This window comes from Azospirillum brasilense, assembly GCF_001315015.1.
GTDB classification, from domain to species: domain Bacteria; phylum Pseudomonadota; class Alphaproteobacteria; order Azospirillales; family Azospirillaceae; genus Azospirillum; species Azospirillum brasilense.
On the sequence record NZ_CP012915.1, the window covers coordinates 1,587,222 to 1,603,399 of the forward strand.

Consider the following 16,178-nt stretch of genomic DNA (forward strand, 5'->3'; position numbering starts at 1 on the left):
TTGCGGGGTTCCGAATGCGCTGCTACACCAACGCCACAGCGGGCCGGTGCGCCCGCCCCTTTTCATTGCTGTACCGCAAACAGCCGCGCAGGAGACCCCCCGATGGCCGCGCCCGCCAACTTCACCGACTTCAAGGTCAAGGACATCAGCCTCGCCGAGTGGGGCCGCAAGGAAATCACCATCGCCGAGACCGAGATGCCCGGCCTGATGGCGCTGCGCGCGGAGTTCGGCGAGACGAAGCCGCTGGCCGGCGCCCGCATCGTCGGCTGCCTGCACATGACCATCCAGACCGCCGTGCTGATCGAGACGCTGACCGCTCTCGGCGCGACCGTCCGCTGGTCGTCCTGCAACATCTTCTCGACCCAGGACCAGGCCGCCGCCGCCATCGCCGCCGCCGGCATCCCGGTCTTCGCCTGGAAGGGCGAGACGGAGGAGGAGTTCTGGTGGTGCATCGAGCAGACCCTGCGCGGCCCGGACGGCTGGGTGCCGAACATGATCCTGGACGACGGCGGCGACGTCACCCAGATCATGCACGACAAGTATCCGGAGATGCTGGCCGAGGTCCGCGGCCTGTCGGAGGAGACCACCACCGGCGTCCACCGTCTCTATGAGATGATGAAGAAGGGCACGCTGAAGGTTCCGGCCATCAACGTGAACGACAGCGTCACCAAGTCGAAGTTCGACAACCTCTACGGCTGCCGCGAGTCGCTGGTCGACGGCATCAAGCGCGCCACCGACGTGATGGTGGCCGGCAAGGTCGCCGTGGTCGCCGGCTACGGCGACGTGGGCAAGGGCTCGGCCGCCTCGCTGCGCTCGCAGGGCGCGCGCGTCCTGGTGACGGAGATCGACCCGATCACCGCGCTCCAGGCCGCCATGGAAGGCTATCAGGTCGTCACCATGGACGAGGCCGCCCCGCAGGGCGACATCTTCGTCACCGCGACCGGCAACGTGGACGTCATCACGCTGGACCACATGCGCCAGATGAAGGACCGCGCCATCGTCTGCAACATCGGCCACTTCGACAGCGAGATCCAGATCGAGGCTCTGCGCAACTACAAGTGGGAAGAGGTCAAGCCGCAGGTCGACGAGGTCGTCTTCCCCGACGGCAAGCGCCTGATCGTCCTGGCCCAGGGCCGCCTGGTGAACCTGGGCTGCGCCACCGGCCACCCGAGCTTCGTGATGAGCGCCAGCTTCACCAACCAGGTGCTGGCCCAGATCGAGCTGTGGACCAACGCCGCCAGCTACGAGAACAAGGTCTACGTCCTACCGAAGCACCTGGACGAGAAGGTCGCCCGCCTGCATCTGGACAAGATCGGCGCCAAACTGACCACGCTGTCGGCCAAGCAGGCCGAGTACATCGGCGTGAAGGTCGAAGGCCCGTTCAAGCCGGACCACTACCGCTACTAAGCGGTTCCGGACGGATCGGAACGGAAAGGGCCGCCCAATGGGGCGGCCCTTTTTGCGTTTGGGGTGCTGGTGGTGGTTGCCCCCACCCTTCCCACGGCTTCGCCGCGGGCCCCTTCCCTCCCCCGCTGACGCAGGAGAGGGAGTAAAGTCCCCTCCCCTGCGAAGCTCTCGCGCAAACCAGAGGTTTGCGCTGACGCGGCAGGCGGACCTTTGGTCCGCCGAGAGCGGGGGAGGGCTAGGGAGGGGGCAACAGGTCCCTCCCGCAGAACCCTACCGCCGCACCATCGGCGCCAGATCCTTGCGGATGCCTGCGTCCAGCCGGGCGTTCAAATCATCCATCATGCGGCGGACGAGGTCCTGCAAGGTCGCCTCGCGGTCGGCCACCGAGATGTTCTCCGGCACCGTGGTGGACTGGGTCACCGTCGCCTTGGTCATGCCGCGGAAGGTCGTTTCGCCGGGCAACTCGCCGCCGATCTCGACCTCGATCCGGCCGTCGTAGCGCTGGGCCTGGTCGTTGGTGAAGTAGCCCTTCACCCCGCCGGTCTTGGGAAGCTGGACCTCTACGATGCTGGCGTCGCGGATGGTGACGCGGACGCGGCCCGGCCCGCCCGCGGCCTGGAGCCGTTCGTTGGCCCAGCGGCGCACCGCCTCGGCGGGCGGCAGGGGGATGCGCTGGTCGACGGCGGTGCCGGCCGGCCGGTGGGCGTCCACCACGTCGACGCCGCCCGCGTTCAGGACGATCGGGCCGAAGTTGGAATAGTCGATGGGCCGGGCCGCCGGACGCGGCGGCGTGCTCTGGCAGGCCGTCAGGGCCACGGTGGCGAGAGCGGCGGCGAGAACGAAACGGCGGGTGGGCATGATCGCTCCGGTTGGACAGGACGTCGATAGAACGAAAAACGGCGCGGCACTATAGCCGCGCCGTTTCCCAAGCGCATCCGGAACCTGGAGCCCCTTACTTCGCCGTCCCGTAGACCCGGTCGAGATCCGCGTCGTCGAAGTGGTAGGCGGTGGAGCAGAACTGGCAGACCACCTCGACGCGCCCGTCGTCGATCTTCAGATCCTGCACCTCCTCGCGCGGCAGGCTGGACAGCATGTCCGACACCCGCTCGCGCGAGCAGCGGCAGCCGAAGCGCAGGGCCTTGGGCTGCCACACCCGCACGCCGTCTTCGTGGAACAGGCGGAACAGCAGGGCGCTGGCCGCCAGTTCCGGGTCCAGAAGCTCGTCGCCGGTGGTGCTGGACAGCAGGACCATGGCGCGGCGCCACGCGTCCTCGTCGCCGGAGCCGAGCACCTTTTCCGTGGCGTCCTGCGGCAGGCGCTGGATCATGATGCCGCCGGCCCGCCAGGCGCCCTTGCTGCCGTCCGGCAGGGTCTCCTGGTCCACCGACACGGTCAGCCCGGTGTCGATCTGCTCCGACTGCCGGAAATAGTGCTGCACGCAGTCGGCCAGCGTCTTGCCGTACAGCTCGACGATGCCCTGGTAGCGCTCGGTGTTCGGCCCCTGGTCCACGGTGAAGGCGATGTGGCCCTTGCCGAGCAGGGCCGGTGCCGGGGCGATGGCCACGTCGTCGGCGGCCTTGGCCAGCGCCTCTTCGTCGAACTGGGCGTAGGCGCGGATGTCGCCGACCGAGGTGATGTCCGCCACCATCAGCCGGACCGGCCCGTCGCCCTTGGTCTGGAGCGTGAAGATGCCGTCGTACTTCAGCATGCTGGACAGCAGCATGGCGAGCGTCATCGTCTCGGCCAGGAAGCGGGCGACCGGCTCCGGGTAGGCGTGGCGGGTCAGGATTTCGTCCAGCGCGGGGCCGAGCTTCACCATGCGGCCGCGCAGGCGCGACGCCTCGATCTGGAAAGGCAGAACGAGATCGTCGGTGATCGGTTGGACGGAAGGATCGTCCATGATGTCCTCGAAGTTACGACAGGCCATGGCCCGGCGCCGCCATCCCGCTCATCGCGGGGGGCGGCGCCGGGCCATGACTCCAATTCCAAGGGCTCTCAGCCCCAAGTGGCCTCAGCCCCAAGTGCTCTTAAATAGTGGCGCCGAGGCACCATGCCAGTATGGCCTTCTGGGCGTGCAGGCGATTTTCCGCCTCGTCCCAGACGACCGAGTGCCGGCCGTCGATCACCCCGTCGGTCACTTCCTCCCCGCGGTGGGCGGGCAGGCAGTGCATGAACAGGGCGTCGGGGGCGGCGAGATCCATCAGCGCCTCGTTGACCTGATAGGGACCGAGGACCGCCGCCCGCTCATCCACGTCGGTGTTGTGCATCGAGGCCCAGGCGTCGGTGACCACGCAGTCGGCGCCGCGCACGGCCTCCTCCGGCGAGGTGGTGACGGTGATCCGCCCGCCCTCGCGCTTCACCCAGTCGAGCAGCTCCGGCGCCGGGCCGTAGATCTCCGGGCAGCCGAGGCGGATTTCCACGCCGAGGCGCACCGCCACATGGACCCAGCTCACCGCCACGTTGTTCACGTCGCCGATCCAGGCCACCGTGCGCCCTTCGATGGGGCCGCGATGCTCCTCGAAGGTCATCACGTCGGCCATGATCTGGCAGGGGTGCGACTGGTCGGTCAGGCCGTTGATGATCGGCACCGAGGCGAACTCGGCCAGCTCCTGCACGCGCTCCTCGCCCATGGTGCGGACCATCACCGCGTCCACATAGCGGGACAGCACGCGGGCGGTGTCGCCGATGGTCTCGCCGCGGCCGAGCTGCATGTCGTCGGGCTTCAGCACCACCACGTCGCCGCCGAGCTGGCGCATGCCGACCTCGAAGGAGACGCGGGTGCGGGTCGACGGCTTCTCGAAGATCATCGCCAGCGTGCGGCCCGCGAACAGCGAGCGGTAGGCCGGGATGTCCTTCTTGATGGTCGCGGCCATGGCAAGGATCTGGCGCAGGGTCGCCTTGTCCAGCCGGTCGATGTCGAGGAAATGACGAACGGCGGACATCACACCAGCTCCTTGGCGGTCTTGGCGAGGATGGCCACGGCCTCCTCGACCTCGGCCTCGCCGATGTTCAGCGGCGGCAGCAGCCGGACCACGTTGTCGCCCGCCGGAACGGACAGCAGGCCGTTGGCGCGCAGCGCCACCACCACATCGCCGACCGCCGGGCCGCAGGCGAGGCCGAGCATCAGCCCCTTGCCGCGCACGCCCTTGAAGACCGACGGGTTCTCGGCCACCAGCCCGGCCAGACGGTCCTGGAGCAGGCCACCGATGCGCTGCACATGGTCGAGGAAGCCGGGCTCCAGCACCTTGTCCAGCACGGCGTTGCCGACCGCGGTAGCCAGCGGGTTGCCGCCGTAGGTCGAGCCGTGGGTGCCCGCGGTCATGCCCGACGCGGCTTTCTCGGTGGCGAGGCAGGCGCCCAGCGGGAAGCCGCCGCCGATGCCCTTGGCCACCGCCATGACGTCCGGCGTGATGCCGGCCCATTCATGGGCGAACAGCTTGCCGGTGCGGCCCATGCCGCACTGGATCTCGTCCAGGAACAGCAGCATCCCATGCTGGTCGCACAGGTCGCGCAGGCCGCGCAGGAACTCGACCGAGCCGGCGCGGATGCCGCCCTCGCCCTGGATCGGCTCCAGGCAGATGGCCGCGGTGCGGTCGGTGATGGCGGCGCGCACCGCCTCCAGATCGCCGAAGGGCACGAGGTCGAAGCCGTCGAGCAGAGGACCGAAGCCCTTAATCAGCTTCTCCTGCTGCGCCGCCGACACCGCGGCCAGCGTGCGGCCGTGGAAGGCCTGCTCGAAGGTGATGATGCGGGTGCGGGCCTTGTCGCCCTTCTCGTAATGGTATTTGCGGATCAGCTTGGCGCCGCACTCCCACGCCTCGGCGCCCGAGTTCGTGAAGAACACGGTGTCGGCGAAGGTGGCCTCGGTCAGCCGCTTGGCGAGGCTCTCCTGCCCGGCGACCCGGAACAGGTTGGAGGTGTGCCAGAGCTTGTGCGCCTGGGCGGTCAGCGCCTCGACCAGATAGGGATTCGCGTGGCCGAGGACGTTCACCGCCACACCGGCGGCGAAGTCGAGGAATCGTCGCCCGTCGGTCGCGTACAGATACGGACCTTCGCCCCGCTCGAACACGATGTCGGCGCGGGCATATGTGGGCATGACGACCGGAATCACAGCGAAAACCTCCGAATGAGGAAAGCCCGGCGGACACCCTCGCCCGCCGGGAACCGTCGAATATCAAGATGTCACTTCAGCCTGTCAACGGATTGGCTACGCCGACCGGCTGAATTCGGCCGAATTCCGGCGGATTTACGCCTTCAGCTTGTAGCCCGTCTTCAGCATGCGCCAGGCCAGCCACCACAGGCCGCCGTTGACCGCCAGCATCACGAGAATCCCGATCCCCAGCGTGCCGTCCGACCGCCCGATGAAGCCGTAGCGGAAGCCGTCGATCATGTAGAAGAACGGGTCGAAGTGGGCGATCCACCAGAACACCGGCGGCAGCGTCTCCACCGAATAGAAGGTGCCGGACAGGAAGGACAGCGGCGTCACCACGAAGTTGGTGACCGCCGCGATGTTGTCGAACTTCTCCGACCAGATGCCGCCGACCAGCCCGAGCAGCGACAGCAGCATCGAGGCCATCAGGGCGTGGAAGATCACGAACTCCGGATGGGCGATGCGCACCGGGACGAAGGCCCAGATCGCCAGACCGGTCACCAGCCCGACCAGCAGGCCGCGCGTCACGCCGCCCATGACGAAGCCGAAGGCCAGCTCCAGTGGGGCCATTGGCGGCATCAGGATGTCGACGATGTTGCCTTGGACCTTCGCGATCACCACGGAGGAGGAGGTGTTGGCGAAGGCGTTCTGGGCCATCGCCATCATGATCAGGCCGGGCGCCAGGAACTCCAGATAGGGCACCGTCCCGATCATCCGCACCGCACCGCCCAGCGCCAGCGCGAAGACGGCGTAGAACAGCAGGGTGGTGACCACGGGCGCCCAAACGGTCTGCTGGTGCACCTTCAGGAACCGGCGCACCTCGCGCGCGTAGAGGGTCCACAGGCCGACCCAGTTGACGGCGCCGACCTGGCGGGGCATGGGAGGGAGAGGATGAGTCATCGCACCACGATTCACAGGATTGGACCGGACTTTAGGGCGCGCCGCCCGTTCCGGCAACCGCCCCCGGACGGGAGACAGCCATGACCCGCGACCAGCCGCCGGCCCGCAAGCCGCCGCGCCGCGTCACCGCCCAGTATCTGGAGAACGCGGCCCTGCACTATCTCCAGCGCTTCGCCAGCTCCTCGGCCAGCCTGCGCCGCGTGCTGATGCGCAAGGTCGACCGCTCCGCCCAGGCCCACGGCACCGACCCGGCGGAGGGCGCGCGCTGGGTCGAGGACCTGATCGCCCGCTACCTGCGCAGCGGCCTGCTCAACGACACGGCCTACGCGGAGATGCGGGCGGCCAGCCTGCACCGCCGCGGCACCTCGACCCGCGCCATCCGCGAGAAGCTGTCCGCCAAGGGCATCGGCCGCGACGAGGCCGACCGCGCGCTGGAGTCGCTGGACGAGGAGGTGGAGGGCGACCTGAACCTGACCGCCGCCCTGGCGCTGGCCCGCCGCCGCCGGCTCGGCCCCTACCGCCTGCCCGACAAGCGCGCGGAGTTCCGCGACAAGGATCTGGCGGCGCTGGGCCGCGCCGGCTTCGCCTACGACATCGCCCGGCGGGTGGTGGACGCCGAAGACCCCGACTCGGTGGAGTAACCCCCTCCCCGCCGCGGCCCGTTCGTCCCGCCCGGCTGTTGTTCGGCAAACGCCACCGGTTCGGGAAAGCAGACATGCGCCACGCCGCCCTCGCGGGCCTCACCCTCGCCGCCGGGCTGCTCGCCGCCGGATTTTTTGCCGTCGGGGCCGCCCGCGCGCAGGACGACAAGCGCATGGCGCTGTCGTCGGAGCTGCCGATCACCGTCGAGGACGCCGCCGCCATCGAGAAGGGCAGCGTCGACGTGAAGGTCCGCGCCTTCTTCGAGCGGCTGAAGGGGGACGGCGGGCGCAACCGCCTGTCCTTCGACCCGGAACTCCAAGTCGGAGTCGCCGACGGGCTGGCGCTGAAGGTCAACCCCGGCTACCGCGTCGGCAACGCCGACGACGCGCAGCAGGGCAACGTCGCGCTGTCCGCCGAATACAACATCCGCGAACCGTCGCAGGGACGGCTGGGCCTGTCGGTGGAGCCGCTGGTCACCATCCCCTACGGGTCGGGGAGCAAGACGACCGAGGCCGGGATCACCGGGCGCCTGACCCAGCCGCTCGGCACCGCCGCCGGCGCGCCGCGCCTGCACGCCAACCTGTCCTGGCGGCATCTGTTCGATCCGGAGCCGGGCGAGCGCGACAACCGCTTCATCATGGCCGCCGGAATGAACGCCCCGGTCGGCCCCGCCACCGCCGTGGCCTTCGACGTGGTGCGCGAGCAATCGCAGGAACGCGGCAAGGCCGACAATTTCGTGGAGGCCGGCGTCCGGCATCTCGTCGGCGAAGACCTCGCCGTGGGTGCCGGTGTCGGCGTCGGGTTCGGCCCCGATTCGCCGCGCTACCGCTTGCTGCTGGGCGTGCAGCGGTCGTTCTAGACTCGTTGTCCGGAAACGACAAAACGCGCGCAAAGCCTTTCGGCGATGCGCGCGGCACTCTCAACCGGGGTTCGGTGCAACCGAGAGTCGGAGTCGTCCTGGTGTGGGGCTCAGCGTCCAGCCGCGGAGTTTGCCGCCCCGCGGTGACATCACCAGAATCGCCTGGACGCGCTCCGGCGCCTCCAGGCGGTCAGCCTCAGGCCGCGACGGCCTGCTGCTTGTCCTGGGCCTTGGCGATGCGGCGCTTCAGGCGGCGCGCTTCCAGGCTGAGGACGTCGTCCTTCGCGTCGAGCAGGAAGGCGTCGAGGCCGCCCTTGTGCTCGATCGAACGGATCGCGTTGGTGGAGATACGCAGGCGCACCATCTGACCCAGAGCGTCGCTCAGCAGCGCGGTTTCCTGCAGGTTCGGCTGGAAACGGCGGCGGGTCTTGTTGTTGGCGTGGCTGACGTTGTTGCCAAACTGCGTGCCCTTGCCGGTCACGGAGCACCGACGTGCCATCGGAGTGATCCTTTATTTTAGCAAATGAAACCCGGTCCCGGGCAGCATACCGCCCGAAGGAGGCGGCGTTATAGTCGAACAAGCGCGCGCCCGTCAAGGAAGGAAGAGACGGGCGCGCGCCGATCGACGGTCCCCGGGCCGGCGGGGACCGCGATCCGGTGGAATCACTCGGCCGCGGGAGCGGCGGCCTTCTTCTCCTCAGCCTTCGGGGCGGCCTTGGGCGCTTCCGGCTTCGGCGCGTCCGCCTTGGCGGCCTCGGCCTTGGGGGCTTCGACCTTCACGTCCGCCTTCTTTTCCTCGACCTTCGGGGCAGCCTTCACGTCCGCCTTCACCTCGGCCTTCGGGGCTTCCGCCTTGGGCGCCGGGGCGGGAGCCGCCTCGACCTTCGGCGTTTCGGCCTTCACCGGCTCCGCCTTCGCAGCGGGCGCCTCGGCCTTCTTCTCTTCAGCCTTGGGCGCCTCGACCTTCGGAGCGGCGGCCTTGGCCGGAGCGGCCTTGCGGGCCGCCGGAGCCTTCTTCGGCGCAGGGGTGGGAGCCGGCTCCACCTTCACCTCGGCCTTCTTCTCTTCAGCCTTGGGCGCTTCGACCTTCGGGGCCTCAGCCTTCGGAGCGGGAGCCGGCACGGCGACCGGAGCAGCCTTCGGAGCCGGGGCGGCCGGAGTCAGGGCCACCGGGCTGACGCCCAGCTCGGCGGCGATCTTGGAGGAGACGTCCAGGACGGTCTGCATCTGGTTGACGACGCGGGCCTGGGCGACGGTCGCCCATTCGCGCTGCACGGCGACGAGGTCCGCCGGGCTGCGCACCTTGGCGAATTCGCCGGCGAGGTGGGTCGACTCGCCGATGCCGGCGGTGACGCCGTCGAGCAGGCGACGGCAGCCGTCCTGCATCACGCCGGCGACGCGCGTGCCGCGGGCGGCGTAGGTCTCGGCGTTCGCCTTGCCCAGCGGGGACAGGGCGAGAGGCCCATTGGTCAGGGGATTGAAGCGCTCGAAAAGATCCAGAAAGTTGGCGGCCATGTCCTTAAGGTCTCCCGTTGACGACTCGACGCGGAGGCGGTGTCGGACAAGTCAACTCCGGCTCATACCCCAGGAGACTGCGGGCAAACCTCTCGCCCAAGCGCCACGGAGGCGCTCCTTTCCCGCCCAGGCCACCTTATGCACGGGAGAATCGCCGCGCAACGGAAATGTTGCGGTGCAGCATACCCGAAAGGACCTACTCCACCGCGCGCCCGAGGAACTTTTCAAGCAAAACGCGTGCAGCGGCGGTGGGGGTGATGGCGCCGCCGGTCACGCGGGACTCCAGCGCCGACAGGTCGGCGCGCACGGCCGGATGCGCCTTGAAGGCGTCCACCAGCGTCTCGCGGATCTCGCTCCACAGCCAGGCGCGGGCCTGCTCGGCGCGGCGCGTGGCGCGGACTCCGGACGCCTCGGTGATCGCCTTGTGCTCCCCGATGGTGTCCCACACCGAATCGATGCCGGCCCTGGTGATGGCCGAGCAGCTCAGCACCGGCACGCGCCAGTCGCCGTGGCGCAACAGGGTCAGGGCATGGCGGTAGTCCGCGACGGTATGCCGCGCCGTGTTGGCGAGGTCGCCATCCGCCTTGTTGACGACCACGAGGTCGGCCAGCTCCACGATGCCCTTCTTGATGCCTTGAAGCTCGTCGCCCCCGGCGGGCAGCAGCAGCAGCATGAACAGGTCGACCATGTCGGCCACCGCCGTCTCCGACTGGCCGACGCCCACCGTCTCCACCACGATCACGTCGAAGCCCGCGGCCTCGCAGATCAGCATGGCCTCACGCGTGCGGCGGGCCACGCCGCCCAGCGTGGCGCCGGCGGGCGACGGGCGGATAAAGGCGTTCGGTTCGCGCGACAGGTCCACCATGCGGGTCTTGTCGCCCAGGATGGAACCGCCGGTGCGCTGCGACGACGGGTCGATGGCCAGAACCGCCACCTTGTGCCCGCGCGCGATGACGTGCTGCCCAAACGCCTCGATGAAGGTGGACTTGCCCACCCCCGGCACGCCGGAAATGCCCACCCGCACCGAGTTGCCGGTGTGGGGCAGCAGCGTCTCCAGCAGGGCGTCGGCCTGGGCGCGGTGGTCGCGCCGGGTCGATTCGATCAGGGTGATGGCGCGGGCGAGCGCGCGGCGGTCACCCCGCAGCACCGCGTCGGCGAGCGCAGCGGGGGTGGTGAGGGCGGGGGCGGGAGCGGTCGTCATGGCAGGACCCTAGCGGGCGCGGCGGGCGCGGTGAAGCCCCACGTTGATCCACTGCGTCGATCCGCTGCGTCGATCCGCCGGCCCCTATAAGCGTTACGCCCCCTTCGCGGCCAGCCCGTCCAGCCAGACCTCCAGCGCGGCAAACAGGGCGACCGCCGTGGCGCAGGCGGCCTGCGCCGACTCGGGCGTGTCCAGATCGCTTTCCAGCCGGGCGAGCAGCGCCTTCCACCGGCCGGCCATGTCGATCCCGGCCGACGCCAGGAAGCGCGCCCCCCGCGTGGCGTCGAAGCCCAGCGCGCGGGTGACGTTGGGCAGCATCGCCCGCCCGCCATGGGCGGAGCCGTCGAGCACGTAGCGCGCCGCCAGCCGCGCCGGCAAGCCGTCCAGCGCCGGCAGCGACCCGGCCACCGGCAATGAGTCCGCGTCCACCCCCAGATCGGCCAGATCGGCGCGCAGCAGGTCCAGCCGCTCGGCCCCCTCGCCCAGCGCCCGTTCGATGGGGGCGTTGAAGCCGTGCAGGGCGATCAGGGCGTCGCGGTACTCGTCCGCCGTGATGGACGGGCTGGTCAGCGGGCGCAGGACCGCCGCGCGGTCCAGACGTTCATGAATGTCGCGGGTCGCCTCGCGCAGCGCCTGCCGTACCGGTCCCAAAGGGATGCTCCGTCGTGATGATGAGGTTAAGTGGGGGCGAGGACTTCCGGAACCGGTTCCGGCCCCTGGGAGGATTCCTGCTGCCGCGCCCACAATGCGGCATAGGCGCCGCCACGCGACAGCAGTTCCATGTGGCGTCCCCGTTCGATCACACGCCCGGCCTCCATCACCAGGATCTCGTCGGCGTCGATCACGGTGGACAGGCGGTGCGCGATGACCAGCGTGGTGCGGCCGCGGCTGACCTCGCGCAGGTTGGCCTGGATCTCCCGCTCGGTGTGGGTGTCGAGCGCCGAGGTCGCCTCGTCGAACAGCAGGATCGCCGGGTTCTTCAGGATGGTGCGGGCGATGGCGACACGCTGCTTCTCGCCGCCGGACAGCTTCAGCCCGCGCTCCCCCACCGTGGTCTCGTAGCCGTCGGGCAGCGCCATGATGAAGTTGTGGATGTGGGCCAGGCGCGCCGCCTGCTCGACCTCCGCCGGGCTGGCGCCGGGGCGGCCGTAGGCGATGTTGTAGTATACCGTGTCGTTGAACAGCACCGTATCCTGCGGGACGATGCCGATGGCGCCGCGCAGCGATTGCTGGGTCACCTCCCGGATGTCCTGCCCGTCGATCAGGATGCCCCCGCCCGACACGTCGTAGAAGCGGAACAGCAGCCGGCCAATGGTCGACTTGCCCGCCCCGGACGGGCCGACGATGGCCACCGTCCGCCCGGCGGGCACGGTGAAGCTCACCCCCTTGAGGATCGGCCGCCGCGGGTCGTAGCCGAACTCCACCCCGTCGAAGCGCAGCTCGCCCCCGGTGATGGCCAGCGGGGGAGCGCCCGGCCGGTCGGCGACCTCGCGGTCCACCGACAGCAGCGTCACCATCGACTCCACGTCGATCAGGGCCTGCTTGATCTCGCGGTAGACCACCCCGAAGAAGTTCAGCGGCTGGTAGAGCTGCAGCAGGTAGGTGTTCACCAGCACGAAGTCGCCCAGCGTCATCGTGCCGTTGACGATGCCGCGCGCCGCCATGCCCATGACCACCGCCAGCCCCAGCGAGATGATCGCCGACTGGCCGATGTTCAGCAGCGACAGGCTGCGCTGGCTCTTCACCGCCGCCTGCTCGTAGGAGGCCAGCGCCTGGTCGTAGCGCCGGGCCTCGTGCCCCTCGTTGCCGAAATACTTGACGGTCTCGTAGTTCAGCAGGCTGTCCACCGCCTTGGTGTTGGCCTTGTTGTCGGTCTCGTTCATGGCGCGGCGGAACTGGATGCGCCATTCCGACACGAAGAAGGTGTAGGCGATGTAGCTGCCCACCGTGACGAAGGTCGCCAGCGCGAACCAGCCGTCGAACATCCGCCACAGAATCACGCAAACCAACGTGATCTCGACCAGCGTCGGCACGATGGAGAACAGGGCGTAGCGCAGCAGCGTCTCGATGGCGCGGGTGCCGCGCTCCAGCGAGCGGGTCAGGCCGCCGGTCTGCCGCTCCAGATGGAAGCGCAGCGACAGGGCGTGCAGATGCTGGAAGACCGACAGGGCGACCTTGCGGATGGTGCGCTGGGCGACGTTGGCGAACACCGCGTCGCGCAGCTCGGCGAAGACCAGTGACATCACGCGCGCCAGACCGTAGGCGACGATCAGCCCCAGCGGGATCGTCACCAGCGCCCCGGCGTCGCCCGGCGACAGGGCGTCCACCGCCCGCTTGTAGAAGAGCGGCACCCAGACGTTCGCCACCTTGGCGCCGACCAGCAGAATCAGCGCCACCACCACGCGCAGCTTCGTCTCGAATGAATCATGCGGCCACAGATAGGGGACGAGCGAGCGCAGCGCCGCCATGTCGCCGGTGCTGGACGCGGCCTCCGCATAGGACGGGGCCGGGCTGGGGTTGCTGGTGCGGCGGCGCATGGACAGGTCCGGGAAAGGGGTCGGTTGCCAAAAGCGGCTGCCCTAACCTAGGGCCACATGCGACGCCAACCAAGGAAGACGGGCCGTGCGCCGGCTGCATGGCGCCCAGCCGGGACGTTTCCACACGGATTACGGGAATCGATCTCCGAAAAATTGCACGCGGACGAATGGATAAAACCGTATTAGACTTATTGTCTATCTCCGACGGCGAGGGCTGCGGAGCGATTGCCGCATAGGGCCGAACGTGCTGAAAAACCTCTCCCTGACCGCCAAACTGTCCCTGCTGAACGTGCTGGGGCTGTTCATCCTGGCCATCGTGCTGACGCTGGCCTCCAGCCAAGTGCTGAGCGACCGCAGCGCCGCCTCCGCGCGGGAGCAGCGGGAGCGCAGCATGGCGCTGGCCCACATGCTGCTGAAGCAGAACGGCGCCGACTACAGCCTGCGCGACGGCGCGCTTTACGTCGGATCGGTGCGGATCGACGGCGACACCCGCATGGTCGACCAGATCCGCGAGCTGACCGGCGGGGCGGCCACGGTGTTCCGCGGCGACACCCGCGTCGCCACCACCGTGCAGAACCCCGACGGCAGCCGGGCCAACGGCACGAAGCTGGGCGCCGGGCCGGTCTTCGACAGCGTCATCACGCAGCGCAAGCCCTACCGCGGCGAGGCCGACATCCTGGGCGAGCGTTACTTCACCTCCTACGACCCGCTGCTCGACGCCTCCGGCTCGGTGGTCGGCGTGCTGTTCGTGGGGCTGAAGCGGGCCGACGTGCTGAGGGTGGTGGACGAGGTGGAGCGCACCATCCTGGTGGTGGCGCCGCTGGTCACGCTGGCCTTCGGCCTGGTCAGCTTCTTCCTGGTCCGCCGCCAGATGGGCGCGGTGCGGGCGATGAGCGCGACCATGCACGACCTCGCCGCCGACAAGCTGGACGTCGCCGTTCCCGGCCTCGACCGCGGCGACGAGATCGGGCAGATGGCCCAGGCGGTTCAGGTGTTCAAGGACAACGCCATCCAGAAGAAGGCGATGGACGAAGCCGAGCGCGAGCGCCTGGAGGCCGAGCGCCGCGCCGACGAGGCGCAGCGCGCCCGCGAGACGGCGATCGGCGAGGAGATCGCCGCGCTGATCGACGGCGTGTCGAAGGGCGACCTGTCGCGCCGCCTCGACCTAACCGGCAAGGACGGCTTCTACAAGACCATGTCGGCGGGCATCAACCGCCTGACCGACACGGTCGAGGCAGTCATCGCCGACCTCGGCGCGGTGCTCAGCGCGCTCGCCCAGGGCGACCTCAACAAGCGGGTGGAGCGTGACTATGAAGGCGCTTTCCAGACGCTGAAGACCGACGTCAACGCCACCTCCGCCAAGCTGTCGGAGATCGTCGGCCAGATCACCCAGTCGGCGGACACCATCGCCTCGGCGGCCGGCGAGGTCTCCATCGGTTCCTCCGACCTCGCGGAGCGGACGGAGCAGCAGGCCTCCTCGCTGGAGGAGACGGCGGCGAGCATGGAGGAGCTGGGGGCGACCGTGCGCTCCAACGCCGACAACGCCCAGCGCGCCAACGGCATGGCCGCCGACGCCCGCACCGCCGCGGAGTCCGGCGGGACGGTGGCGGACTCGGCCATCGACGCGATGAAGCGCATCGAGGCGTCGAGCCGCAAGATCACCGACATCATCGGGGTGATCGACGAGATCGCCTTCCAGACCAACCTGCTGGCGCTGAACGCGGCGGTCGAAGCGGCGCGGGCCGGCGACGCCGGGCGCGGCTTCGCGGTGGTGGCCCAGGAGGTGCGCAACCTTGCCCAGCGCTCCGCCCAGGCGTCCAAGGAGATCAAGGGCCTGATTCTGGACAGCAACGCCCAGGTGAAGGACGGGGTGGAACTGGTCAAGAAGGCCGGCGACGCGCTGGAGGGCATCGTGTCGGGCGTCCAGCAGGTCGCCGGGCTGATCGCCGAGATGGCCTCGGCGTCGAGCGAGCAGGCGGCGGCGCTCGACGAGATCAACGCCACCGTCTCGCAGATGGACGAGATGACCCAGAAGAACGCCGCGCTCGTCGAGGAAACCACCGCCGCGGCGCAGGCCATGGCCGGTCAGGCCAACGACCTGAAGGGGCTGATCGGCTTCTTCAAGCTGGACCCCCGCGCCATGCCGGTCGCCGTGCCGGTCGCGGTTGCGACCACCGCTGCGGCTCCGCGGCATGTGGCGCCGGTGGTGCGTCCGACCCGCGCCGCGGCCAAGCCGTCGGCTCGCGCGGTGTCGGGCGCCGCGCTCAGGCGCAACGTCAGCGAGGACGACGACTGGAAGGAATTTTGAGAGGTGGGGCGGCCTTGCCCCCACCCTAACCCTCCCCCGCTGTCGCAGGGGAGGGGACTGCCGCCGCTTCGCAGAAATCTCCCTCCCCTGCGACAGCGGGGGAGGGCCGGGGTGGGGGCAAGCCCCCCGTCTCAGTTCGAAATCGGCGTCGCCTCGATCTTGCGGCGCGGCGCGGCCTTGATCGAGGGACCGGTGTTGTCCTCCGGCTTGGCGACGGTGGTCGTCGTGCCGCGGGCGGCCTGGATGGGCGCGCTGCCGCGCAGGCGAAGCAGATGCATCCGCACATAGGCGGTGGACCCGACCGCCTGCACCGCCACCCAGTCGGTGCCGCGGGCGCGGCCCAGAACCTTCAGAGGCTGGCCGGGCGGGAAGGTGGCGACGATGGGCGCGCCGTTGCTCGGCTGCGAGCGCAGTGCGGTGGTCTTGTCGGTTTCCCACTCGCCGGAGACGGTGTCGAGCCCGGCCGGGGACACGCTGGCGGTCCCTTGCACCACGGGGGCGCGGTTGGTCCGCTCGCCCGTCTGGCAGGCGGTCAGCATCACCGCGCAGGCCACGGCGAGGGAGACGGGAACGAGGCGCAGGCGTCTGGTCATCACGGACTCGGTTGGGTAGCCCTTTCGATCGGGCGACCATACAGGATGCGCCCCCACCCGCGCCAC

At 69.5% G+C, this 16,178-nt stretch carries 15 protein-coding genes; 4 read left to right on the forward strand and 11 right to left on the reverse strand.

From position 1 onward, the window contains the following. The first annotated feature begins 102 nt into the window (after nucleotides 1–102). Entirely contained in the window at nucleotides 103–1,407 is a 1,305-nt protein-coding gene (gene ahcY, locus AMK58_RS20910; protein ID WP_035678075.1) for an adenosylhomocysteinase, read from the forward strand. A 270-nt stretch (nucleotides 1,408–1,677) separates the two neighbouring features. Here ahcY and AMK58_RS20915 read toward each other — a convergent pair whose 3' ends face one another. The 5 genes from AMK58_RS20915 to AMK58_RS20935 form a co-directional block, all read right to left on the reverse strand. After that, nucleotides 1,678–2,265 carry a hypothetical protein gene (locus AMK58_RS20915; protein WP_035678073.1) on the reverse strand — a complete coding sequence of 196 codons (588 nt, stop codon included), beginning with the start codon at nucleotides 2,263–2,265 and terminating at the stop codon, nucleotides 1,678–1,680. Between the two features lie 94 nt (nucleotides 2,266–2,359). Continuing rightward, complete coding sequence (locus AMK58_RS20920) at nucleotides 2,360–3,307, reverse strand: Hsp33 family molecular chaperone (protein ID WP_035678130.1); 948 nt, start codon at nucleotides 3,305–3,307, stop codon at nucleotides 2,360–2,362. Nucleotides 3,308–3,434: 127 nt separating this feature from the next. Beyond that, nucleotides 3,435–4,349, reverse strand: coding sequence for an ornithine carbamoyltransferase (gene argF / locus AMK58_RS20925; RefSeq protein ID WP_035678070.1), 915 nt, complete (start codon nucleotides 4,347–4,349; stop codon nucleotides 3,435–3,437). Next, the gene (locus tag AMK58_RS20930) at nucleotides 4,349–5,503 is read right to left on the reverse strand and encodes an aspartate aminotransferase family protein (protein WP_051140565.1); all 1,155 of its coding nucleotides are present in this window, start codon (nucleotides 5,501–5,503) and stop codon (nucleotides 4,349–4,351) included. Before AMK58_RS20930 ends, argF begins: the two co-directional genes overlap by 1 nt. 150 nt (nucleotides 5,504–5,653) lie before the next feature. Continuing rightward, entirely contained in the window at nucleotides 5,654–6,457 is an 804-nt protein-coding gene (locus AMK58_RS20935) for an ABC transporter permease (RefSeq protein WP_035678066.1), read from the reverse strand. Nucleotides 6,458–6,537: 80 nt separating this feature from the next. Between AMK58_RS20935 and AMK58_RS20940 the strand changes: the two genes are divergently transcribed. Beyond that, the gene (locus tag AMK58_RS20940; RefSeq protein WP_035678063.1) at nucleotides 6,538–7,098 is read left to right on the forward strand and encodes a regulatory protein RecX; all 561 of its coding nucleotides are present in this window, start codon (nucleotides 6,538–6,540) and stop codon (nucleotides 7,096–7,098) included. 74 nt (nucleotides 7,099–7,172) lie between these two features. Further along, nucleotides 7,173–7,958 (forward strand): hypothetical protein, encoded by a 786-nt coding sequence (locus AMK58_RS20945; RefSeq protein WP_051140562.1) that lies wholly within the window; start codon nucleotides 7,173–7,175, stop codon nucleotides 7,956–7,958. A gap of 196 nt (nucleotides 7,959–8,154) precedes the next feature. Here the strand turns inward: AMK58_RS20945 and rpmB are convergent, their stop codons facing one another. From rpmB to AMK58_RS20970, 5 genes are all read right to left on the reverse strand, one after another. Next, on the reverse strand, nucleotides 8,155–8,457 hold the full coding sequence (rpmB, locus tag AMK58_RS20950; protein WP_014198082.1) for a 50S ribosomal protein L28: 303 nt from the start codon (nucleotides 8,455–8,457) through the stop codon (nucleotides 8,155–8,157). 164 nt (nucleotides 8,458–8,621) lie between these two features. Continuing rightward, nucleotides 8,622–9,473, reverse strand: coding sequence for a phasin family protein (locus tag AMK58_RS20955; RefSeq protein WP_059399372.1), 852 nt, complete (start codon nucleotides 9,471–9,473; stop codon nucleotides 8,622–8,624). A gap of 196 nt (nucleotides 9,474–9,669) precedes the next feature. Then, nucleotides 9,670–10,674 carry a methylmalonyl Co-A mutase-associated GTPase MeaB gene (meaB, locus tag AMK58_RS20960; RefSeq protein ID WP_035678061.1) on the reverse strand — a complete coding sequence of 335 codons (1,005 nt, stop codon included), beginning with the start codon at nucleotides 10,672–10,674 and terminating at the stop codon, nucleotides 9,670–9,672. Between the two features lie 93 nt (nucleotides 10,675–10,767). Further along, nucleotides 10,768–11,325 carry a biliverdin-producing heme oxygenase gene (locus tag AMK58_RS20965; RefSeq protein ID WP_035678058.1) on the reverse strand — a complete coding sequence of 186 codons (558 nt, stop codon included), beginning with the start codon at nucleotides 11,323–11,325 and terminating at the stop codon, nucleotides 10,768–10,770. A 26-nt stretch (nucleotides 11,326–11,351) separates the two neighbouring features. Next, nucleotides 11,352–13,211: an ABCB family ABC transporter ATP-binding protein/permease gene (locus tag AMK58_RS20970; protein WP_035678055.1), complete on the reverse strand. Its 1,860-nt coding sequence runs from the start codon at nucleotides 13,209–13,211 to the stop codon at nucleotides 11,352–11,354. Between the two features lie 244 nt (nucleotides 13,212–13,455). Here AMK58_RS20970 and AMK58_RS20975 point away from each other — a divergent pair, with 244 nt between their 5' ends. Then, a complete protein-coding gene (locus tag AMK58_RS20975) occupies nucleotides 13,456–15,519 on the forward strand; it encodes a methyl-accepting chemotaxis protein (RefSeq protein ID WP_079285255.1) in 2,064 nt (687 codons plus the stop codon). A gap of 131 nt (nucleotides 15,520–15,650) precedes the next feature. On the opposite strand, the gene AMK58_RS20980 is transcribed toward AMK58_RS20975, so the two are convergent. Next, nucleotides 15,651–16,112: an SH3 domain-containing protein gene (locus AMK58_RS20980; RefSeq protein ID WP_059399373.1), complete on the reverse strand. Its 462-nt coding sequence runs from the start codon at nucleotides 16,110–16,112 to the stop codon at nucleotides 15,651–15,653. Nucleotides 16,113–16,178: the final 66 nt, after the last annotated feature.